The organism is Brevibacillus sp. M2.1A, assembly GCF_013284355.2.
Lineage (GTDB): Bacteria > Bacillota > Bacilli > Brevibacillales > Brevibacillaceae > Brevibacillus.
Genome location: NZ_JABSUY020000001.1, coordinates 2088697 through 2109766 on the forward strand (window position 1 = coordinate 2088697; position 21070 = coordinate 2109766).

Sequence of the window (21070 nt, forward strand, 5' to 3'; positions counted from 1 at the left end):
AGTGTGCCCCGGTCGAATACCGAAACACACTGGCTGCTTAGAATTTTCTAGTTGTGTTTACTTGACAGGGGTAAGACCATCTCAAGTTTTTTTTCACCCAAACGAGCTTTGCAGGAAGCCGAACCAAGCCACGTATGTGGATTGCCAGCCCAGCACCAGCCTAGCTTTGGCTTGTTTTCGCTGATCCACATGGCCGTTACTCGTCGATCGCCACAACGAGAGCCGAGTAGAGAAAAGCCGTTGTTTTTCTTTACCAGATCCGGGAAGTGGGTGATCAGGGCAATTCCTTCCTCCAGCGTGAGCGGAGAACGCTGCTGCTCCAAGAGGATGGGCATCGCGTCATTCGGAGTGATGTTCAGCGTTTCTTTTCCCGTATCAATTCCGGTCATCAGGTAAGCCATTCCTGTAGGAATCTCGATGTCTTCGATGGGTGTAAATCGCCGGATTTCTTCTGCATCCATGACACTGAAGCCAGCTTTCTTTTTCCGCTCGATGGCTTGCATCGCTTTTTCTCCGTCGAACCATTCGCCTTTTACCACGAGAACAAAGGGGACGACGCCCGCTTGCAGGTCGTCTTCTTGAATGGTGAGAGCTTCTGCCAGTGGTTGCAGCGGGGTCAGATTTTCCCGAAATTCATCTGCTGTCATGCCCGCCATTTCAGGATAGCCCTTATGAATGAGTGTTGTCAGTTGCCGTTCGAATTCAGCTTTGTGCATAAGTTAATGCGCCTCCTTCCACTTGTCACATTCATCTTACAACATTCGCGCTAATTGAAAGGTTTCTCCAAAAGAAAAGGAATGAAGCTGATTTGGGTTGAAGTAACTTTACAAATAAGCTTTAATCTTTGTGGAAGAAAATCGGAAGGAGGCTGGCTGCCGTGCGCCCCATTGATATTGCACGTAAGCTGAAACTGAGTACGAGCGCCTTGCGCAATTATGAAGCACATGGGCTGGTTCCACCTGTAGAACGGTCAGTGAGCGGCTACCGGAAGTATACGGAGGAACACGTCGCTTATTTTACCTGTATCCAAGCCATGTCCCCAGGCTTTGGAATGGATGTGACGGCGCAGGTCATGCGATTGATTCAGGATAGACAGTTGCAGGCTGCTCTATGGCTTGTGAATGAGGTACAGGCTAACTTGCAGAGGGACAAACAGTTAGCGGAACGAAACGTGGCGATGCTTGAAGACGGTCCAGCTGGAAAGGGTGAGGAAGCTGGAAACGGCGAATGGATGACGATTGGGGAGGTAGCAACCATGACTTCTCTGCCGAGCTCAACCATCCGCCACTGGGAAAAGGTTGGACTTATTACGACTTCCCGCGATGAGAAAAATGGCTACCGTCTCTTCAATCGCTCGCAAATCCGCAAAATCATGCTGCTACGCACGCTGCGACCTGCTGTCTATTCCTTATCGGTTGTGGAGCTGAAGGAAGCTATCGCGAACATGAATGAAGAGGATGTAAAAGAGGCGCGAAACATCGCTTTGGAAACGTTGCGCTATCTGGATCAGATGAATCTCGTACAAACGCGTGGGGTTTTCTATTTCTATCAATTATGCAAAGTGGTTCAGTTGGTCGAAGAATAGGGTAGCGAAAAGAGAAAACCCTCTTCTGCACATTCGCAAAAGAGGGGATGTCATCGTTATTCCACAAACAGTGATACTCGCTCAAATCCTGCATCTGAAATGCGAATCAAGCCCGTATCCGATATATGCAATGTCGGTATGACGACCAGAGCAAGCAAAGACAATGTCATAAAGGCGTAGTTCATCGTGCAGCCCGCCTTCACCAATGCTTGGCTAATCTCCATGGATTGCTGCACAACTGTTTCATAAGGCTCGGTCGACATCAGTCCAGCTAAACGCAGCGGAAGCTCTACCATTTCGCCGTCTCCAGTCACGACAGCGATGCCGCCTTGCATGCTGATCACAGCATTGGCTGCTTGTGCCATCCGCTCATCATCGTTTCCGATGACAAGCACGTTATGGCAGTCATGGGCGACAGTCATGGCAATCGCTGCTGGCTGGTTAAATCCGACATTGCCGACAATCCCAATGCCAGAGCCGCCTGTTTTCCCATGGCGTTCGAAAACAGCCATTTTGCACAAGGTACTCTCGGGCGTGATCTGGAGCTCGCCATTTGCGACAGCCACATCGACAAACACTTCGTCCGTCTCTACGTGATTTTCGCGGACAACTGCGACGCGTGTCTTGATCGTCCCGGACGGAACGGGGGTCTTGATGATGAAGTCAGATGGCGTGAGCTCAGCCTTGATTTTCACAGAGTTGATGGCAAACTCAGGGTAAGGGAACGGAGAAAGTTCGAGCGTCATTTCACCGTTTTCCGCCACTACTTCACCGCGTGCGATCGTCGTCACGACATTTACATCAGCCAGATTCCCGTCGAGCAAAATGATATCGGCGATGATACCCGGTGCGATCGAGCCTACATCTCGTGCGACACCGAATCGTTCTGCTGTATTGATGGTCGCCATCTGGAAGGCAGTCACAGGCTTGACTCCTTGCGAGATCGCATGTCTGACGATGAAGTTCATATGACCTTCTTCTTTCAACGAATCACAGATGCGGTCATCGGACACGAGCATCATCCGGCGGGAGTCAATGCCCTGTTCGGTGTGTGCCTTGATCGTTGCTGCAACATCGTGCCAGGCTGAGCCGCGGCGCATTTTGGCATACATGCCAAGGCGTACCCGCTGTGCGACATCTTCGCTGGTCACACACTCATGGTCGCCGGTTACACCCGCAGCTGCATAAGCAGCCAGACGTGGATCACTTGACGGCCATGTATAGTGACCATCCACTACTTTTCCTGCCCGCAGTGTCGCTTGAATCTCTCCAATCATTTTCGGGTCTCCGTACACGACCCCAGGGAAATTCATGACTTCTCCGAGCGCGATCATATCGGGTCCCCAGCTCAATGCTTCCGCGACTTCCGCTGGTCCGAATTCTGCCCCAGCCGTTTCAAAAGAAGCATCCGTTGAAGGGACGCAGGAAGCGACCTGCATGTAAGCAGCCATCGGGGTTTGTCTCGCCTCATCCAGCATGATCCGCAAACCAGGTAAACCGAGAACATTCGAGATCTCATGTGCGTCGAAAAAACCGCCTGTCGTTCCGAGGGGCAGTACCGCATTGGCGAATTGCGTCACGGACAGCATGCTGCTTTCGATATGACAGTGCCCGTCCAACAGTCCTGGTGCCATATACTTTCCTTTTGCATCGATGGTCCTGGTGGATTCATCCGTCATCCCTTCTACAAAAGGACCGACATAGGCGATACGTGTGCCAACAACAGCGATGGACATATTCGGCAAGATTTCACCGGAGAGAACATTGACGAGAGTGCCGTTATGGATGAAGAGGGTCGCTTTTTTCTCCCCTCTGGAAAAGGCAACGAGATCAGGAATGCAATCTGCGAGTGGAGGTCTTGCAAAGGACGGATGCTGCTGTGTCATGTTTACTATCACCTCATGCTGGATTTGGTTTTTTACATATAGTACACATCGAAGAGGAAGGAAGCTAGTTTTCTTTTAGAAAAAATTTAAAAAAAGAGGGTGTAGTGGATGACGAGAGTAAAAGTCATAAACATAAAAATATCGTCCTACATCAAGCTGTGTGCGGGAGCCGGGGTTTCGATCGGGGTTTTGGATGGAGCCTTTCGTTTCCTATTTTTACTTGTAATGGGGCAGTTTGGCGCTTCGGAAGCTTTGATTTTCAGTATGCAGGTCAAGGGATGGACAGCGGGAATCTTGCATGTGCTTTCTGTACCGCTGCTGTATGGATTAGGCGCAGTCCTATTTGGCTTTGTCTCCTATTTTCCGTTTATGTACTACCTAAAGTGCAAGAAGGGTATTGTGATCGAAGGGGTATTTGAAGGGGAGCAGCGCGAGGAGATACCAAAATAAAGCACCTCCCGTTTTCACCGTTGTTGAAAGTGAAAACAGGAGGCGCTGCTTAGTGTTCGGCTACCTCTATTTCATTTGTTCTCGTTTTCCGCAGTTTGTAGATCACGACGAGCAGAATAAACCATACAGGTGTGATAAACAAGGCGACTCGTGTATCTTCTGCGAGTGCAAGGACGACCAGGATGAAGGCAAGGAATGCCAGGATCAGGTAATTGGCAAAAGGATAGAGCGGCATTTTAAATGGGTTCGCTTTTGCTAATTCCGGTCTCGTTTTGCGATATTTCAAATGACAGATGACCGTGATTCCCCAAATAAAGATAAAGCAAACGGTCGACACACTAGTAATCAGAGTAAATACGCCCTCTGGCATGACGTAGTTCAATACGACTGCGATTAGAATGACAACTGTCGAAAAGAGTAGTGCATTTGCCGGGACCTTGTTGGCAGTCAGTTTGGTAAGGGGCACAGGTGCATTCTTTTCTTTGGCAAGGGAGTAAACCATCCGGCTTGTACTGAAAATGGCGCTATTACATGCGGAAGCGGCGGATGTCAGTACGACAAAGTTGACGATACCGGCAGCGGCTGCAATGCCAATCGCTGCGAAGACCTGCACGAATGGACTCTCCAATGGGTTGATCGCGTTCCAAGGATAAATGCTCATGATGACGATGAGTGCGCCAACGTAGAAAATCAAAATTCGAATCGGAATTTGGTTAATCGCCTTTGGAATGACGCGTTTTGGGTCTTCTGTTTCACCGGCCGTCAGACCGACGAGCTCGATCCCAACAAATGCGAATACGACCATCTGGAAGGAGAGAAGGAACCCATTGAAGCCGTTCGGGAACATACCGCCATGACTCCAGAGATTCGTAAAGGTGGACGCACCTGCATTCGTAGAAAAGCCCTTGATGATCATGAAAATGCCGACAAAAATCAGGGCGAGAATCGCGATGACCTTAACGAGCGCGAACCAAAATTCCATTTCTCCAAAAAGCTTCACCGTAGCCAGATTCATGATTAACAAAATCACGAGGGCGATTAAGCCTGGCATCCACTGCGGTATTTCCGGAAACCAAAATTGCGTGTACAGACCAACCGCTGTCAGGTCGGCCATGGCGATGGAAATCCAGCAAAACCAGTAAGTCCAGCCCGTGACAAATGCGGCCATATTCCCCAAATAGTCTTTGACGAAATCCACGAAAGAATGGTAGTTCAAATTGCTCAAGAGGAGCTCCCCGAGGGAGCGCATGATTAAAAAGCAGATGACGCCCGTAATCAAGTAAGCAAATAAGATGGATGGGCCGGCTAAATGAATCGATTTTCCTGCGCCCAAAAATAATCCTGTTCCGATTGCTCCACCGATCGCGATGAGTTGTACGTGTCTGTTTTTTAGACCTCTCTCCAATTTTTGATCCTGCATACGATCCACCTCTCTCTATTTTTAGTTAGTTTTCAATTTTTAGATTTTTATCAAACAGATAATCTTCATATTAACATAACTATAGCGATTTAACATATGTTTATTTATTTTTATAGAAAAAAAGCTTTTGGATATGAACGGAATAGGAACATCCTGGAAGTGCTGACTCTTTTAAACATAGGCTGCACTTTTTTTGTATTTCAGAAAAAAGAATATATTGACATGAGAATGGAAATCATTTAATTTTGCGTTAGGGAAACTTTTTTATACGAATGCATATTAGTTTGTTTAGGTTAATATTATTGGTACAAGACTACATTGTTGTGTGTAGGCATATGTACATGTGGGATTTACCCGTTTCACCATCGGTTTTTGGGCGGGATCATATAACGGGCTATTATTTGGAGGGAAAAAATCATGGAATCTGCTATCGCGGTAAGGGGCTTGCATGTCTCCTACTTTGGGAACGAAGTTGTTCGGGATGTTTCTTTTGATGTTGAAGTAGGGAGCATGGTTGGAATCATCGGTCCAAACGGGGCAGGGAAGTCAACCCTGATCAAAGCGCTCTTGGAACTCATTCCGAGAGATAAGGGGAATGTGCGGATTTTTGGGAAAGAGACAAATGAATTCCGGAAGAAAATCGCCTATGTACCACAGCGGAGCATAATTGATTGGACGTTTCCGATCACCGTCATGGATACAGTGCTGATCGGGACATACCCAAGTGTTGGACTGTTTAAATTTCCGAAGAAAAAGGAAAAAGCGTGGGCGTTGGAATGCCTGAGAAAAGTAGGGCTGGAGGATTTCCGCGACAGGCAGATTGGGGAGCTCTCCGGCGGGCAGCAACAGCGTGTCTTCCTGGCAAGGGCACTTGCGCAAAAACCAGAGCTGCTGCTTCTGGACGAGCCGTTTGTGGGAATTGATGTGGCGAGCGAGGATACCATCATTCGCATTTTGAAAGAGCTGCAATTTCAGGACAAAACAATCGTCGTCGTCCATCATGACTTGTCCAAAGCATATGCGTATTTTGATCAACTCCTTTTAATGAACAAAGAATTGATCAAGTTCGGTACGGTCGATGAAGTGCTGAATCGAGAAGTCATGTCGAGAGCATATTCCTATCAACTCCCATTTCTCGAAAAGACCGAGGTGCTTGCATAATGGATTTCTTGATGGCAATTGGACAGTATGAGTTTTTGCAAAAAGCAATGTTTACATCTGTAGTGGTTGGGTTAATCTGCGGCGTCATCGGTAGCTTTATCATCTTGCGTGGAATGTCCTTGATGGGGGATGCCATCTCGCACGCTGTATTACCTGGGGTGGCACTCTCCTATGCTTTTGGGATCAATTTCTTCGTGGGCGCTGTTTTAACAGGTGTGCTCACCGCTGTTGGAATTGGCTACGTGAGCCAAAATAGCCGCATCAAGAACGACACGGCGATTGGGATTATGTTCACGTCCGCCTTTGCAATCGGAATCATCATGGTTACGATGCTGAAGAGCAGTACGGATCTCTATCACATTTTGTTCGGGAATGTATTGGCTGTGCGTTCGTCAGACATGTGGGTGACAGTCGGTATCGGGGTTATCGTCATCGTGACAGTCTACGCTTTTTTCAAAGAACTGTTACTGACTTCGTTCGATCCGACCATTGCTGCCGCCTACGGCTTGCGTAACAACCTCATTCATTACTTGCTGATGACCTTGTTGACGATGGTAACTGTCGCTTCCTTGCAAACTGTAGGAATCGTGCTCGTCGTCGCCATGCTGATTACACCGGCTGCTACTGCTTATCTTTTGACGGACCGTTTGTCGATCATGATCTTTTTGGCTGGCGGTTTTGGGATGTTGTCTTCGGTTATCGGCCTTTATTTTAGCTTTACCTATAATTTGGCCTCTGGTGCCACAATTGTCGTGGTTGCAACTGTGCTCTTCTTCCTGGCCTTTCTTTTCTCCCGAAAACACGGGGTAGTATGGAAATCAATCCGAGCCCGGCAAAAACGGGTCGAGCTCTTAAAGTAAAGGAGAATTATTGTTATGAAGAAGTGGAATCTGTTTTTCGTTTTTCTACTATCAACCGTATTGATGGCAGCGTGTGGTGCTCCGCAAAGTGCGAACGAGCCCACGAAATCAGATAGTGATAAGCTGCAGGTCGTAACCACGTATTCCATCCTGTATGACATCGTGAAAAACGTTGGGGGGGATCGGGTAGAGATCCATAGTCTCGCTCCAATTGGCTCCAATCCGCATGAATATGATCCACTGCCTGCTGACGTGCAAAAAACGACGGATGCAGACGCTGTTTTTTACAATGGACTGAACTTGGAAGCCGGTAACTCCTGGTTCGATAAACTGATGACCACAGCAGGCAAATCAGGCCCGGATGCACCTGTGTTCCGTCTCAGTGAGGGCGTAGCTGCCAAGCACTTGACGACCAAAGGCAAAGAGAGCGAAGAAGACCCGCACGCTTGGCTGGATGTACGCAATGGCATCAAGTATGCGGAAAATGCAAAAAATGCCTTGATCAAGGTGGACCCAGCGCACAAGGAAACGTATGAGCAAAACGCCAAGAAGTACATCGAACAGTTGACTGCACTGCACGAGGAAGCGGTGAAGCAATATAACCAGATTCCGAAAGAACAGCGTTTGCTTGTGACGAGCGAGGGAGCGTTCAAATATTTCAGCGAAGCGTACGATTTTGAAGCGGCGTACATTTGGGAAATCAACTCGGAGAATCAAGGAACACCAGAGCAGGTTACGCAGGTGGTCGATACGATTCGTGCGAAAAAAATCCCGGCTCTGTTCGTAGAGACGAGTATCGATCCGCGCAGCATGGAGATGGTATCGAATGAAACGGGTGTACCGATTGTCGGGAAAGTATTTACGGACTCTCTCGGAAAGCCGGGAGAAGATGGTGATACGTACATCAAAATGATGGAGTGGAATATCAAGACGATTTACGAAGGATTGACCAAAAAATAAGCCTGGCAAAAGCAAAGCACAGCTCTCCTAATCAGGGGCTGTGCTTTTAAATTCTTCCACTGCTTAACATCTTTCGTCAGATTGAGGTATAATAGGCTAGTGTGTAAAAGGAATCCGGAGTATTCATATTTTAATCTGTCATATTGAAAGAGAGTGGGATTATGGGTCGTAAGTGGAACAATATTAAAGAAAAGAAAGCTTCTAAAGACGCGAGCACCAGTCGTATTTACGCGAAGTTCGGGAAGGAAATTTACGTAGCGGCAAAGCAAGGCGAGCCGGACCCAGAGTCCAACCGTGCTCTGAAGGTCGTCCTGGAGCGTGCCAAAACGTACAGCGTACCGAAAGCGATTATCGACCGCGCGATTGATAAAGCAAAAGGCGGCTCTGATGAAACGTTTAGCGAGCTGCGCTACGAAGGCTTTGGGCCAAACGGTTCCATGATCATTGTGGATGCACTAACCAACAACGTAAACCGCACAGCTCCTGAAGTACGTGCCGCTTTCAACAAAAACGGCGGTAACATGGGCGTATCCGGTTCGGTTGCTTATATGTTTGACCCAACAGCGGTATTTGGTATGGAAGGCAAATCCTCTGATGAAGTGCTGGAAATCTTGATGGAAGCAGACGTAGACGTCCGCGACATTTTGGAAGAAGACGGTGCTGTCATCGTTTACGCAGATGCCGAACAGTTCCATGCTGTACAAGAAGCACTCAAAAATGGTGGCGTTTCAGAGTTTACCGTCGCTGAACTGACCATGCTGCCACAAAACGAAGTAACGCTGACAGAAGACGTACAAGCTCAATTCGAAAAGCTGATCGATGCTTTGGAAGACTTGGACGATGTGCAGCAGGTGTACCATAACGTTGATTTAGGTGAATAATTTTTTCGATGGGGGAAGACCTTTGTTTTAGGACAGAGGTCTTTTTTATGTTGCTTTGGTGAAGAGAAGAATATTTCCAGTCTAGGCTCCAGGCTCCGTCCCGCTGGGGGCTGGGGCTGTCCGCTCCGAAGGGATTTGCGGGGAAACGCAAAAGTGGTAGCCGCTTCGTAGCGTGGGCACGTTGCGTTTCTGTTGCCCGCAAATCCCTTCTCCGCTCGGTAGGACTCCACAAGTCGCTACGTCTGGAAATATTCTTCTCTGTCGTAACAGATTACATTCTCCCATCTTTTAAGGCTTTTAAAACCCGTCTAACACGGAATGCTCGTAGAGGAAACAGGAGAAAAAAGCAAAACACGCCCTTAAGCGTCCACCTCTGAAAAAACATCCTGAAAGGACCACTTTGGACGCGGTTTCGCTTTTTGCATAGTTATTGAGATTAATAAATAGAGTGTTTAAAGAAATAGTGAAATAATACGGGATTCTGAAGGTTCTGATAGGATTGTGAAATATGAGGGGAGTTCATATTGGAATTTAATATGACTTGGAAGGTTCTCTGGGTGTTTTAGTGATGTAGATATAGCGGAGGTGGTTTACACCATTTTTGTGTTAGTTGGATTAAGCAAGATAAAGGGTATGCACATTCATCACCTAAGAGTAATTTTCGACAATCACTGATTCCAACATATAGGAAAAATGATGAATGTACACTGAAAAAAGTAGTAAAATTTATCTAATTAAAAAGACCGGAAAAACTCTGTGAGTGAAGTCCGGTCTTTTTATCAACTTGCCCTATCGGTGAATAACTATGTTAAAAATATCTTTTTGGCAACATTTATAGCATTCAAGACTTTAGGAAATCCCGTGTATGGGTAGCATTGCAGTAATGCCTCAATCACTTCTTGTCTCGTTAGACCTACACGAATGGAGGCATTGAGATGAACGTGCAACTGTGGCTCGCATCCACCTTGAGCAGTTAAGGCTCCTAATGTGACGAGTTGGCGCTGTTTAGGGTTTAGTCCTGAGCGGCTGTAGATTTCACCAAACGCAAATTCAATGATTTGTTCAGCTAATACAGGGGCAATCTCGGCAAGTGAATCGGCAACCGCCTCACCATGTTTGCCGTCGATTTCTTGAAGTTTTGCTATGCCTCTTTCCCGTCGTTCCCCTACAGAATGTAGTAGTTCGTCCTCGATGTTTACTTCGATATTTTGTTCTGCAAAAAGTTGTTTCGCAACGGTAATGGCATTTAAAGCACGAGGAGCGCCGCAAAACGGAATACAATGGGTAGCAATTTCAATAATTTCGTTCGGCGTAATTCCAACTTTCAAACCGAAGTTCATGTGCCATTTGAGTTGATTTGGAGTATCACCTAACGATATTAACGCAGAGATCACGATTATTTCTCTTTGTTCATAGGTGAGTACGGGATTATTGAAAACTTGCCCAAAAAATTCAATAATGTACCGACTTATGTGGGGAGATACATCGCTTAAAGCATGAATAACCGCTTGGATTCCTGATTCATCAGTTTCTTGAAAAAGTTTTTTTCCATTTTCATAGTTTGAGTTCATCGCTTAATTGCCTCCAGTTTTGAGGTTTTCTATTTCCCGGTACTTCTAATGTAGTTTATTATTGCTGCTCGAAGTCAAATATAGGTTTTTACAATAGAATTTGCTATTAGTGTAGAGGTTACTAAAGCATTTTTCTATTTTTTTGATCTACATTTCGTTATAGTAACTATAACGAAAGGGGACGGATCGGATGTCATTTTCAATGAAATATGTAGTTGATAACTTACATGTGTCTGCAAATACACTCAGATTTTATGAAACGGAAGGGTTGTTAAGAAATATTTCTCGAGATTCAAATGGTCGTAGAATATATAATGATGAAGATTTGAGATGGATCAACTTTATCCGATCTCTGCGGTTGACAGGAATGCCTATTTCTAAAATAAAAGAATATATCGATCTTTATGAATTAGGCGATGAAACATTCCTGCAAAGAAAAGAAATGATGATGCAGCATAAATTAGAAGTGCAGAATAAAATCAATGAAAACCTAAAACATTTAGAAGTAATAAGTTATAAGGTTGCGATGTACGAACTTCAAGAAAGGAAAGACACGCAGAAAATTTAGTATACTGGACTGTAAGATAAAAGCTCGGCTGTATGCCGAGCTTTTCCAATGATTACACAGTTGTTTCAACATGGTTGTTTGTTACACGTTCCCACGCCATAGCTTTTTAGTCAGTCCAGCTGAACATAAAACGTCGTCTTATCGTTCGGCACACTCTTCGCATAGATCTTGCCCGCATGTTCGGCGGGGATGCCCGGACCAGTATTGGTCACCGATAGCTGGATATGGCCCTGATGCTTTTTAAGCGTTAGGTGGATTGAGCCCTTTGGATTGGCATACTTGATCGCGTTGTCCAGCAGGATCATAAAGACCTGCTCCATTTGCTCGCTGCAGCCGGTGACGGTGAGGCCGGGTTCGATGTCGTAGTCTAGCGCGAGATCCTTCTCGAAGATGACGGCTTCCATTGTGAGAATAACGCTCTCGACAGCTTCGCTCAAGTTGAACGGAACGTGAAGCGTCCGCGACCTTGTGCCGTCCAACTCGGTGAGATACAGCAGATCGTTCGTGAGCGTTTCTGTTGGAAGTTCCTGAAACGGTGAGTATCGGAACAAAATCGAATCTCAGGTGCTATTTTCCAGAGGATCGTTTGAATTTTTGACCTGTCGAAGTGCCAGGTTTGCGTTTCTGTTGCCCGCAAATCCCTTCTCCGCTGGGTAGGACTCCACAAGTCGCTACGTCTGGAAATATTCTTCTCTGTCGTAACAGATTACATTCTCCCATCTTTTAAGGCTTTTAAAACCCGACTAACACGGAAAGCTCGCAGAGGAAACAGGAGAAATAAGCGAGGATCTTTGGGACACCGACCGAGGCGCAAAGAAAAAAAGGGAAACAAGCTCTTAGCGTCCACCTCTGAGAGACCTCCTGAATGTACGACTTTGGACGCGGGTTTCGCTTTTTTTCATGGAGCCGGGCAGTAAATCCCCCCCAGCGGGTGGGACAAGAAGCTGAGCGTTTTCTCCTGTTTCCTCCCCAGCACTACAGCAACAACTTAAGGTTCTTATGTATGTGGCTGAGGTGAAGAGAAGAATATTTCCAGTCTAGGCTCCAGGCTCCGTCCCGCTGGGGGCTGGGGCTGTCCGCTCCGAAGGGATTTGCGGGGAAACGCAAAAGTGGTAGCCGCTTCGTAGCGTGGGCACGTTGCGTTTCTGTTGCCCGCAAATCCCTTCTCCGCTGGGTAGGACTCCACAAGTCGCTACGTCTGGAAATATTCTTCTCTGTCGTGACTGATTACATTCTTCATTCTTTTAAGGCATTAAAAAATCGGATCAAACGGAAAGCTCGTAGAGGAAACAGGAGAAATAAGCGAAGATCTTAGGGACACCGACCGAGGCGCAATGAAAAAAAGGGAAACAAGCTCTTAGCGTCCACCTCTGAGACACCTCCTGAATGGACGACTTTGGACGCGGGTTTCGCTTTTTTTCATGGAGCCGGGCAGTGAATCCCCCAGCGGGTGGCCCTAGAATCTGAGCGTTTTCTCCTGTTTCCTCCCCAGCACTATCGCCCGACAAACGCGCACTTTAAAAGAAATAAAACCGCCTCCATAAAGGAGACGGCATATATCGAGCTCGTTAGTTTTGAGGTGTTACCGATCATCACGTGCGACGCATCTACCTCCAATATGAAGTTAGAAGCTTAAAGCAGTGTACGGTTTCCCTTACTCACTAGGTGATCGTGTAAATCATCCATGGCACATCGCCTCCGTAAAGGACTACAGCCTGATTGAAAACACACCACCGAGCTCGATGAGTATAGTATGAGCAAAGCCCATCTTTTTATTCACTCATCTTTAGCATCTGTTTTCGAATTGCATTTAAAAACGATTGGTTGCTGTAGGCTGTGCCACCAGCCAATCCTGGTTCAACGGCATTCACGTACATTTGACCCGTTTTGACTGCGCTTAGATTTTTCCATGCAGGCTGCTCTTGCAACTGCTTGAAAGCGGGCTGGTCCTCTTTGTTGACCATCACAAACAAGTAGTTAGGATTTTCTTTTGCCAAAGCATCCATAGGGAGCGCTGTACGCTCCTGCATATTCGCGACGACATCAGGGACAGGCAGGGCCAAGTCCGTATATAACAGGTAATTGTACCGTTCATCCTTTGGATACGCGTAGAAGGAGCCTTCTTGGAACCATAGCGTCAGCACTTTCTTTTCTGGGAGTTCGGCGAGCTTGTCGCGGAGTTCCTGTGTGTTTTGCTTCACTTTTCCTATAAAGGTATCCAAATTGTCGTCTCTTCCACGAACATCAGCAAGCAGACGCAAGTTATCTTGCCAATCAGCTCCGTTGGTAGAGACGGGAATGACGGATGCAGCGGTTTGTAATTTGGCCAAGTCTTCCTTGGAGGTCTTGTCGGTTGTCATGATGACGTCAGGATCGAGGGCAACCAGCTCATTTAAGTTATCTACTATATGATAAGGGAGATGCTTGGCATTTCTGATCATAGCTTGATATTCCGCCGGAAACTTTCCGTTTTTATCCACCGTAGCTGCGACGGGCGGGACTCCCAGCAAGAAAGAATCTTCATAGGAAGCAGGTAAGCCAACGAAAACAATTTCTTTGGTTCTGGCTGGAATTGTATAAGTGTTGCCTAGGTAATTGATCGATCTGGTCGGTTTCGATGCCGCATAATCGCCCGTTTGTCCACCATTGCCACAAGCTGCCAAGACGAGGAGCAAAGCGGCAAGCGGGATAGCTAGTAGCCGTTTATACATACAGGTCACTCCGTTCTTACTTCTGTGTTATCAGGAGAGTAGCAGGACTCATGTAAATTATAGGCTACCCGATCCATCCGTCGCTGTTGCATTCCTGAACATTTTCAAACATTCTGCTGTAACCTTTTTCCTGCTCAAGACACTAATGGGTATCCAAGAAAATTTTCGCATAGGAAAGTAGTCGATCAGCCGACAGCAAGAGAATGGAGGAGCTTCTTTGTATGAAGAAATGAAACATCAGGTCATGACCATCTATGAGCGGCATTATCACGATGTGTATCAATTTTTGCTGTACTTTGCCGGCAGTCAGAATGATGCGGAAGATTTGACACAGGAGGTATTTTTGCGAGTGATTCGCTCGCTTGAACGATTTGAAGAGCGATCTGACGTGAAGACATGGCTGTTTGCGATCGCGAAGCATACAGCGATGAATTACTATCGAAAACGTAAGTGGCAAAAGCTGTTGTCAGGGGACTGGCTGTCTGTTGTGATGCCAGCCTCGGAAGGGAATCCGGCACAGGAAGCGGAAAGCCGGGAGGACGAACAGGAATTGATCGATGCGATCAAGGGACTACCACCGCATCACCGCATGGTTGTCATTCTGCGAGGCATTAAAGAGTACAGCGTCAAAGAGACTGCTGAAATACTAGGTTGTTCTGAATCAAACGTGAAAACGACAATGCACCGGGCACTGAAGCTGCTGCATGGCAAACTTTCGCATACGAAGAAGGGGGAATTGTACAGTGGATTGGCAAAATGAACGAGATATGCTGGAACGGTTAGTGACTCTGCAAAAAAGTACACCCCCACGTAAGGAGTTTGTAGAGAGTTTACGTACAGTGCTGGAACAAGAAGTAATTCGGGTCGGCAAGGGGAGACGGCTGTTCATGAATCCGCTGACAGTAGGGTTGACAGCAGTGGTGATCGCTTCTGGATTCGGCCTGTATATCATGGCTGGGATGGGGCAAAACGAAAGCGTGAACCCTCAAGTGACGGCAACCAGTAGTCCGCAGCTTCCCGCCCATCCTGTATACGAGCAGGCGAAGAAGCTGCTACAAGAATTGGCAGGGCGAGATGCAAGTCAATATGCGGTAAACGGCATGCTGTCCAATACAGAAACAGGTCATGTCGTGATGAACAAGACGGTTAACAACATTCCGGTTCTTGACGACCAATACACGTTTACAATAGACAAGGCGGGCAGGCATCATAAAAAAGTGGTACAGACAAACGATACGACAGGCATGGTCTTTCCAGATCCCAACAAGGCAATGCCAGTAAAAAAGGCAGAACAAATTTTTGGGCAAAGCGCCCGGCTGCTCTATTCAGAGTGGGAATGGCGATTGCAATATGAGTTTCCTTTTTCAGGTGACATTGATGCCATTACAGGAGAAATTTACCCCACAGAACGCTATCATCCCGATTACAGTCTAGTAGATATGCCGCCAATTCCTGTGAAACCGGGAGGCATAAAGCTGGTAGCTCCCAACATCGAAGAAGCAGATAGACTTTTTCGGGAGTGGGGATTCGAGCCTCCGTTTTCCTTCGTTATTCAAGAAGGCTCAGGCGTACATACGTACAAAATGGAAACCCGAACCAAACAGAAAATAGAACTGGACGTAGTAACAGATACAGGAAAAATTCTGAACTATCGGTATGAAAAGGTCCATGAGAAAAAGGAAAAGCTCCCTCATCCAAAGCTGGAAAACGTACAAGAAGCAGCAAAGCAATTTCAGAAATACCTTCCGTTAGACACCAAAGAACTGCTACTTGGTTCTGCCACTAGAAAAGGCAACATCGAAACCTATCAATTCTTCAAGTCCCATCAGGGAGTACCGATTATGGGGGGGTATACGGTTCATTTTGATGTGGACAGAAAACAGGTGATCGGGGTCGATCCTACGTATACCATGGAGTCTAAGCAGCTTCCTGACAAAAGCAAGGCAATGTCACGGGAAGACGCGACTAGCGTATACGTCACCCATCGCCCGCTCCGATTGGTCTACAAGTTGATGGAGAATCCAACTACAGGAAAATTAGAACCCCGTCTCGTCTATCATATTTATTATCACGACACACCGCTCTATATGGTTGATGCGCTGACAGGGGAGTGGGTGCGTAGTTAATAACATCGAAACAACAGAAAAACCAGGGAGGAGATTCCCTGGTTTTTCGCTATGTCTCTTATTTGAAAAGCGGAACATAAATATCAATCTCATTATCTTCTTGCTCTGGCTTGTAGCGCTCGTCCCAGCACTCAAAATCAAATCCGGCATACTCATATCCCGATTCAGAGAGCCAGAACCCGTAAAGAAAACCATACGTCTCGCCCAAGTTTGTCTCAGGTCCCTTGTGTGTTACTTTTGCAAATGTCCCCGCGGGAATCGTGTGACTGACCATCCCTTCAGGAATATCGGCCAGGCTGGAAACTTCGAGTCCAATAATTGTGGTAAAGGGATCTACCGCCGCATCGAAGTCAGCTTTGTCAGGATAGATTTGAATCAGATATTCGGCCTCACCAACCTGATGGTGAATTTCGTTTTTTCTAGCTCGCAAAGCTTCAGTGGTAGTAGCGGAGAGCTTTTTGCCCAAGTCCTCTGTCACATTCGCCGTAAAAGTGATACCAATTACGTGTGTTTCCTCGCGGGAGAGAATAGTTAGCTTCACGAAATAACGTCCCTTCATTTAGTAGAATAGGGAAAAGGCTAATCCAGCAGCTATTTCAGCTCTCGGGCAAAAGGGTCTTTTTTCTTTCGACTTTTATCTGTAGACGGTAGACGTACCGTGAAAGCTGATGTTACACATGTGTTGATCTTACAAGATTTGGGTGATAGAATCATATACATAGATTTATGATGTATTGTTTATCTAGGTATCTGCGGTTAAATCGGGAGGCACTATGAAAATCAATAAGGAGCTTTTAAAAGGCAGTACCGTGATCCTGATCTTGACGATGCTGGATCGAAAGGAAATGTACGGGTACGAGATCACGAAAGCCATCGAGAAGGAGTCAAATGGTTTGTTTACGCTAAAAGAAGGGACGTTGTATCCGATCTTGCATGCACTCGAAGCGGAGCGTTATGTGGAGGCGTATTGGGATGAGAAGGATGGGAGGAAGCGTAAATACTATCGGATTACGGCAGAAGGTTGCGGGCAATTGAAGGAGAAAAAGCTCGAGTGGCATACGTTCCGCGATGGGATTGATCGGGTGCTGGGAGAGGGAAGAGCATGAAGCAGACGAATACACATCCATTGATTGCAGACTATCTCGATCAAGTATGTCGCCATGTGCGGGCAACGGAAATGCATCGCAGAATTCGGGATGAGCTGGAAAGTCACTTGCTAGATTTGATGGATGAGCAGATGGACGAGGGGTTGGGAGAGGAAGAAGCGGTAAGGCAAGCCATTTTGCAAATGGGGGATTCTGCTGCGGTTGGGAAGCAGCTGCATCGGATTTATAAGCCCAAAGTGGAGTGGAGGCTTCTAGTGTATGTGGTGGCTTTCCTGGCTGTAGGGTTGTTTACGATGTATGGCATGCAGGTCAGTTTTATCGAGTTTAAACTGGACAGTTACTGGTTCTATGCCTTATTTGGTATCGGGGTGATGCTCGCTGTTACTTTTACGGATTATCGCAAGCTTTTGCGGTACTCGTTGCATTTGTACATGCTGACTGTGGGCGTGTTTTTTCTCATTCTTGCGTACGGCTATACAATGAATGGAAAAACATATATGTACCTTGGTGGCTCGATTAGGATCGATTTTGTGGCAATGTCCATGTATTTGTTTCTCATAAGCGTTGCGGGTATGCTTCTTACCAGGACGTGGCGATTTCGGAGCACGGCTTCCAAGCTGACCGTATTTGTTTTGCTGCCAGCTTGCCTCTTTGTTATGGCTGGATCGATTATGGAACTCATGCTGTACCTATTTGGATTCATGATACTCATGATGTATACGAAAACCGTCCGGAAAGAAAAACTCTATCTAATGATTGTGTCTGCTATTGTTTGGACAGCTGCCTGTTTATTGGATAGATACACGCTAGGAAGGGTGCAGGGCTGGGTACAACCGACCCAAGATCCGCTCGGAAAGGGATATGAATATCTAGAGGCGATGGAAGCAATTCGCTCGGCAGGTTTTTGGGGAAGGGGCTCCAATGCTCCATTACCGAGAATGCCTTATTTAGACTCCGATTTCAAATTTACTTACTTAATCCATAGTTATGGCTGGATTGCGGGCATTTTGATCTTGTTAGCCATTGTTCTGTTTATAATAAGACTGGCTCGGGTAGTCAAGGAAGTGGACGAGCCGTATGGGAAGCATCTCATTGTCAGTATCGTTCCTTTATTCTCTCTGTTCTTCGTTTGGCCACTGCTGATGTCAACCGGCATGCTGCCAATCGTGAATATTGAGATTCCTTTTCTCAGCTATGGCAACATAGGGACTGCTTTGGCTCATTTCGCTGTCTTAGGTCTCGTTCTGAGCGTCCATCGGCATAGAAGCTCAATTGGAAAGCCACATACTTACATGGCAAAATAGCAATCGATGAGAAGCCTCGGGTAATCGGAAATGCTAGGATATAGACATCAAGGAAAAACAAACCCGAGGAGGAATCACACATGGCATTGCAATCCAAACAAATTTTCGTTAATTTACCCGTGAAGGACCTCAACAAATCAATCGACTTTTTTACGGCGATCGGGTATGAATTTAACCCGCAATTTACGGATCAAAATGCAGCATGCATGGTGATCGGCGAAAACATTTTTGCCATGCTGCTCGTTGAAGAGTTTTTCCAAACGTTTACGAAAAAAGAGCTGACGGATGCAACCAGAAGTACCGAGGTCATTGTCGCGTTGTCTGCGGACAGTAGAGCGCAGGTCGATGAGATCGTAAACAAAGCATTTGCTGCGGGTGCAACTCCATCGAAAGACCCGGTTGACCATGGCTTCATGTACGGCTGGAGCTTTCAAGATTTGGATGGCCATCTGTGGGAGTTCTTGCATATGGATCAAAGCGCTGTTCCACAGGAATAAAAGACGGAGTAAACGAACTGAGGGCAAAAAGCATGGGATCGAAAAAAGATTCCAGCTTTTTGCCCTTTTTGTCCATTCAATACTGGCACATCCCAAGTGGATTCCCGTCCGGGGTCAAAAAACGTCAGCACTATAAACCCCTTCCATGCCTTTTAACAGTGATTGAGCTACACACTTTCATTTTGACAATCACTCGTGACATTTCGCTAGCTAAGCGTTATCTTGTACGTAAGAACACAGATGGGGTGAACGGATGCGCTTCTACACAACCTACATAAAAAAATACGGCGTAGTCGCCGGGATTTCCATGTTTTTCTTAGCTTTGGAGGCGGTATGTGATCTTTTGCAGCCGACGATCCTGTCGCACATTATCGATACGGGTGTAGCAAACCGGGATATGGATTACGTGCTCAAGACCGGTGGGCTGATGCTGCTCGTTACGGCGCTGGGGGCAATTGCGGCATCGATCCGTAATGTGCTGGCTTCATACGTCTCGCAAAACTTTGGTGCGCAGCTGCGCGCAGATTTGTTTTCCAAAGTGCAGTCCTTATCCTTTGAAAACTTGAACAAATTCGACAGAGCCTCGCTCGTGACACGTCTGACCAATGACGTTAATCAAGTACAAATGTTTGTAAACGGCATGATGCGAATCTTCGTCAAAGCGCCGTTGATGTGCATTGGCGGGTTGTTTATGGCAACCCAATTGAACGCGGATTTGGCGGTGATTCTCGCCATTGTCGTGCCCATTGTGGGATTGTTTATTTTCTTGAATATGAAAATCGGTTTCCCGTTCTTCCTGAAGGTACAGCAAGCGCTCGACCGAGTGAATGGTGCGATGCGTGAGTATTTATCTGGGGTACGAGTCGTTAAGGCATTCAATCGTTTTGATTTTGAGCGTGGCAAATTTACACGGGCAAACGAAGAGCTGCAATCCAAATCGGTCTCGGCTACGCGGGTAATGTCCATTTTCAGTCCAGCGATCATGCTGACGATGAACCTCGGAATTGTCGCGGTCCTATGGCTTGGGGGTCTTGGCGTAGAACAAGGTAGCATCGAAGTCGGACATATCATCGCGTTTACGAACTACATGACGCAAATCCTGTTTTCACTCATGATGATTTCCTTGGTATTTAACATGTTTGTACGGGCTAAAGCATCAGCGGGACGCATCGGAGAAGTATTTGCAGAGGAAATCCAAATGAGCTGGAAAGAAGAACAACCTCAGGAGCTTCCAGGCAAAAAGGGACGCATCGACTTCGAGGAGGTCAGCTTCTCGTATGATGGAGAGGGTGGCCAGCCGGTACTCAAGCAGATTTCATTTACTTGTCTGCCGGGGGAGACCGTCGGGATTATCGGGTCGACAGGCGCTGGAAAAAGCAGTCTGGTTGGCTTGATTCCACGGTTTTATGACGTAACGGAAGGCACGATTATGGTAGATGGCATCGATGTACGCGACATCGAACCGAAGCGATTGCGAGAAAAAATGGCGATTGTCCCGCAAAAAACCATGCTGTTTACAGGCACGGTGATGGAAAATATTCGTTGGGGCAAGGCAGAGGCTACCCACGAGGAAGTCGAGCAAGCGGCACGCATGGCACAGGCTCACGAGTTCATCTCCGCCACTCCTGAAGGCTATGAAACACGCGTAGGGCAGGGAGGAGTCAACTTTTCTGGAGGGCAAAAGCAGCGCATTTCCATCGCCAGAGCCTTGGTGAAAAAGCCGGAAATCCTCATTCTCGACGATAGTACGAGTGCGGTAGATGTGGCGACAGAAGGGAAGATTAAGGATGCGCTTCGAGCCTATGCGGCTGGCCTCACCTGCATCCTGATTGCCCAGCGGATTACGTCTGTCATGGATGCGGATAAAATCATTGTACTCGACAATGGAGAAGTTGCTGGCATCGGTACGCATGACGAATTGATGACCTCTTGCCACGTATATCAGGAAATCTTTCAGTCACAAATCGGCCGGGAGGTGAAGTAA

20 protein-coding genes are annotated in these 21070 nt (G+C 46.8%); 13 read left to right on the forward strand and 7 right to left on the reverse strand.

What is annotated here, in order from left to right; genetic code table 11:
• Nucleotides 1–47: 47 nt before the first annotated feature.
• Nucleotides 48–716, reverse strand: a complete 669-nt coding sequence (locus tag HP567_RS10280) for a DUF5701 family protein (RefSeq protein ID WP_173608795.1) — start codon at nucleotides 714–716, stop codon at nucleotides 48–50.
• A 161-nt stretch (nucleotides 717–877) separates the two neighbouring features.
• On the opposite strand from HP567_RS10280, the gene HP567_RS10285 reads away from it, so the two are divergent.
• Nucleotides 878–1585, forward strand: a complete 708-nt coding sequence (locus HP567_RS10285) for a MerR family DNA-binding transcriptional regulator (RefSeq protein WP_173608794.1) — start codon at nucleotides 878–880, stop codon at nucleotides 1583–1585.
• 56 nt (nucleotides 1586–1641) lie between these two features.
• On the opposite strand, the gene HP567_RS10290 is transcribed toward HP567_RS10285, so the two are convergent.
• Complete coding sequence (locus HP567_RS10290) at nucleotides 1642–3471, reverse strand: adenine deaminase (protein WP_173608793.1); 1830 nt, start codon at nucleotides 3469–3471, stop codon at nucleotides 1642–1644.
• A gap of 108 nt (nucleotides 3472–3579) precedes the next feature.
• Here HP567_RS10290 and HP567_RS10295 point away from each other — a divergent pair, with 108 nt between their 5' ends.
• The gene (locus tag HP567_RS10295) at nucleotides 3580–3921 is read left to right on the forward strand and encodes a hypothetical protein (RefSeq protein WP_173608792.1); all 342 of its coding nucleotides are present in this window, start codon (nucleotides 3580–3582) and stop codon (nucleotides 3919–3921) included.
• 49 nt (nucleotides 3922–3970) lie between these two features.
• On the opposite strand, the gene HP567_RS10300 is transcribed toward HP567_RS10295, so the two are convergent.
• Entirely contained in the window at nucleotides 3971–5341 is a 1371-nt protein-coding gene (locus HP567_RS10300) for an amino acid permease (RefSeq protein WP_173608791.1), read from the reverse strand.
• Between the two features lie 417 nt (nucleotides 5342–5758).
• Here HP567_RS10300 and HP567_RS10305 point away from each other — a divergent pair, with 417 nt between their 5' ends.
• The 4 genes from HP567_RS10305 to HP567_RS10320 all read left to right on the forward strand — a co-directional run bounded on the left by HP567_RS10305 (nucleotide 5759) and on the right by HP567_RS10320 (nucleotide 9203).
• A complete protein-coding gene (locus HP567_RS10305) occupies nucleotides 5759–6502 on the forward strand; it encodes a metal ABC transporter ATP-binding protein (RefSeq protein ID WP_173608790.1) in 744 nt (247 codons plus the stop codon).
• The gene (locus HP567_RS10310) at nucleotides 6502–7362 is read left to right on the forward strand and encodes a metal ABC transporter permease (protein WP_173608789.1); all 861 of its coding nucleotides are present in this window, start codon (nucleotides 6502–6504) and stop codon (nucleotides 7360–7362) included. The genes HP567_RS10305 and HP567_RS10310 overlap by 1 nt, the downstream gene beginning before the upstream one ends.
• Nucleotides 7363–7377: 15 nt before the next feature.
• A complete protein-coding gene (locus tag HP567_RS10315; RefSeq protein ID WP_173608788.1) occupies nucleotides 7378–8322 on the forward strand; it encodes a metal ABC transporter substrate-binding protein in 945 nt (314 codons plus the stop codon).
• Nucleotides 8323–8483: 161 nt separating this feature from the next.
• A complete protein-coding gene (locus HP567_RS10320) occupies nucleotides 8484–9203 on the forward strand; it encodes a YebC/PmpR family DNA-binding transcriptional regulator (RefSeq protein ID WP_173608787.1) in 720 nt (239 codons plus the stop codon).
• A gap of 803 nt (nucleotides 9204–10006) precedes the next feature.
• Here HP567_RS10320 and HP567_RS29975 read toward each other — a convergent pair.
• Nucleotides 10007–10774, reverse strand: a complete 768-nt coding sequence (locus HP567_RS29975) for a carboxymuconolactone decarboxylase family protein (protein WP_173608786.1) — start codon at nucleotides 10772–10774, stop codon at nucleotides 10007–10009.
• A gap of 190 nt (nucleotides 10775–10964) precedes the next feature.
• On the opposite strand from HP567_RS29975, the gene HP567_RS10335 reads away from it, so the two are divergent.
• Nucleotides 10965–11342: a MerR family transcriptional regulator gene (locus HP567_RS10335; RefSeq protein WP_088906424.1), complete on the forward strand. Its 378-nt coding sequence runs from the start codon at nucleotides 10965–10967 to the stop codon at nucleotides 11340–11342.
• A gap of 110 nt (nucleotides 11343–11452) precedes the next feature.
• Here the strand turns inward: HP567_RS10335 and HP567_RS10340 are convergent, their stop codons facing one another.
• A complete protein-coding gene (locus tag HP567_RS10340) occupies nucleotides 11453–11746 on the reverse strand; it encodes an ATP-binding protein (RefSeq protein WP_304502614.1) in 294 nt (97 codons plus the stop codon).
• Between the two features lie 1368 nt (nucleotides 11747–13114).
• The gene (locus tag HP567_RS10345) at nucleotides 13115–14053 is read right to left on the reverse strand and encodes an ABC transporter substrate-binding protein (protein WP_173608785.1); all 939 of its coding nucleotides are present in this window, start codon (nucleotides 14051–14053) and stop codon (nucleotides 13115–13117) included.
• Nucleotides 14054–14270: 217 nt separating this feature from the next.
• On the opposite strand from HP567_RS10345, the gene HP567_RS10350 reads away from it, so the two are divergent.
• Together HP567_RS10350 and HP567_RS10355 are read left to right on the forward strand one after the other, a co-directional pair.
• Nucleotides 14271–14813: an RNA polymerase sigma factor gene (locus HP567_RS10350; RefSeq protein ID WP_173608784.1), complete on the forward strand. Its 543-nt coding sequence runs from the start codon at nucleotides 14271–14273 to the stop codon at nucleotides 14811–14813.
• Nucleotides 14797–16179, forward strand: coding sequence for a hypothetical protein (locus tag HP567_RS10355; RefSeq protein ID WP_173608783.1), 1383 nt, complete (start codon nucleotides 14797–14799; stop codon nucleotides 16177–16179). Before HP567_RS10350 ends, HP567_RS10355 begins: the two co-directional genes overlap by 17 nt.
• A 58-nt stretch (nucleotides 16180–16237) precedes the next feature.
• Here HP567_RS10355 and HP567_RS10360 read toward each other — a convergent pair whose 3' ends face one another.
• Nucleotides 16238–16720: a GyrI-like domain-containing protein gene (locus HP567_RS10360; protein WP_173608782.1), complete on the reverse strand. Its 483-nt coding sequence runs from the start codon at nucleotides 16718–16720 to the stop codon at nucleotides 16238–16240.
• A gap of 232 nt (nucleotides 16721–16952) precedes the next feature.
• Here HP567_RS10360 and HP567_RS10365 point away from each other — a divergent pair, with 232 nt between their 5' ends.
• From HP567_RS10365 to HP567_RS10380, 4 genes are all read left to right on the forward strand, one after another.
• Entirely contained in the window at nucleotides 16953–17285 is a 333-nt protein-coding gene (locus HP567_RS10365; protein WP_173608781.1) for a PadR family transcriptional regulator, read from the forward strand.
• Nucleotides 17282–18589 (forward strand): FtsW/RodA/SpoVE family cell cycle protein, encoded by a 1308-nt coding sequence (locus HP567_RS10370; RefSeq protein ID WP_173608780.1) that lies wholly within the window; start codon nucleotides 17282–17284, stop codon nucleotides 18587–18589. The genes HP567_RS10365 and HP567_RS10370 overlap by 4 nt, the downstream gene beginning before the upstream one ends.
• Nucleotides 18590–18669: 80 nt before the next feature.
• Nucleotides 18670–19086 carry a VOC family protein gene (locus HP567_RS10375; RefSeq protein WP_173608779.1) on the forward strand — a complete coding sequence of 139 codons (417 nt, stop codon included), beginning with the start codon at nucleotides 18670–18672 and terminating at the stop codon, nucleotides 19084–19086.
• Between the two features lie 253 nt (nucleotides 19087–19339).
• Nucleotides 19340–21070 carry an ABC transporter ATP-binding protein gene (locus HP567_RS10380; protein WP_173608778.1) on the forward strand — a complete coding sequence of 577 codons (1731 nt, stop codon included), beginning with the start codon at nucleotides 19340–19342 and terminating at the stop codon, nucleotides 21068–21070.

Coding starts and splice junctions, on each gene's coding strand:
- HP567_RS10335 (WP_088906424.1), top strand. CDS start 10,965: ATGTCATTTTCAATGAAATATGTAGTTGATAACTTACATGTGTCTGCA.
- HP567_RS29975 (WP_173608786.1), bottom strand. CDS start 10,774: ATGAACTCAAACTATGAAAATGGAAAAAAACTTTTTCAAGAAACTGAT.
- HP567_RS10345 (WP_173608785.1), bottom strand. CDS start 14,053: ATGTATAAACGGCTACTAGCTATCCCGCTTGCCGCTTTGCTCCTCGTC.
- HP567_RS10295 (WP_173608792.1), top strand. CDS start 3,580: ATGACGAGAGTAAAAGTCATAAACATAAAAATATCGTCCTACATCAAG.
- HP567_RS10305 (WP_173608790.1), top strand. CDS start 5,759: ATGGAATCTGCTATCGCGGTAAGGGGCTTGCATGTCTCCTACTTTGGG.
- HP567_RS10340 (WP_304502614.1), bottom strand. CDS start 11,746: ATGGAAGCCGTCATCTTCGAGAAGGATCTCGCGCTAGACTACGACATC.
- HP567_RS10280 (WP_173608795.1), bottom strand. CDS start 716: ATGCACAAAGCTGAATTCGAACGGCAACTGACAACACTCATTCATAAG.
- HP567_RS10315 (WP_173608788.1), top strand. CDS start 7,378: ATGAAGAAGTGGAATCTGTTTTTCGTTTTTCTACTATCAACCGTATTG.
- HP567_RS10310 (WP_173608789.1), top strand. CDS start 6,502: ATGGATTTCTTGATGGCAATTGGACAGTATGAGTTTTTGCAAAAAGCA.
- HP567_RS10290 (WP_173608793.1), bottom strand. CDS start 3,471: ATGACACAGCAGCATCCGTCCTTTGCAAGACCTCCACTCGCAGATTGC.
- HP567_RS10365 (WP_173608781.1), top strand. CDS start 16,953: ATGAAAATCAATAAGGAGCTTTTAAAAGGCAGTACCGTGATCCTGATC.
- HP567_RS10320 (WP_173608787.1), top strand. CDS start 8,484: ATGGGTCGTAAGTGGAACAATATTAAAGAAAAGAAAGCTTCTAAAGAC.
- HP567_RS10300 (WP_173608791.1), bottom strand. CDS start 5,341: ATGCAGGATCAAAAATTGGAGAGAGGTCTAAAAAACAGACACGTACAA.
- HP567_RS10380 (WP_173608778.1), top strand. CDS start 19,340: ATGCGCTTCTACACAACCTACATAAAAAAATACGGCGTAGTCGCCGGG.
- HP567_RS10375 (WP_173608779.1), top strand. CDS start 18,670: ATGGCATTGCAATCCAAACAAATTTTCGTTAATTTACCCGTGAAGGAC.
- HP567_RS10370 (WP_173608780.1), top strand. CDS start 17,282: ATGAAGCAGACGAATACACATCCATTGATTGCAGACTATCTCGATCAA.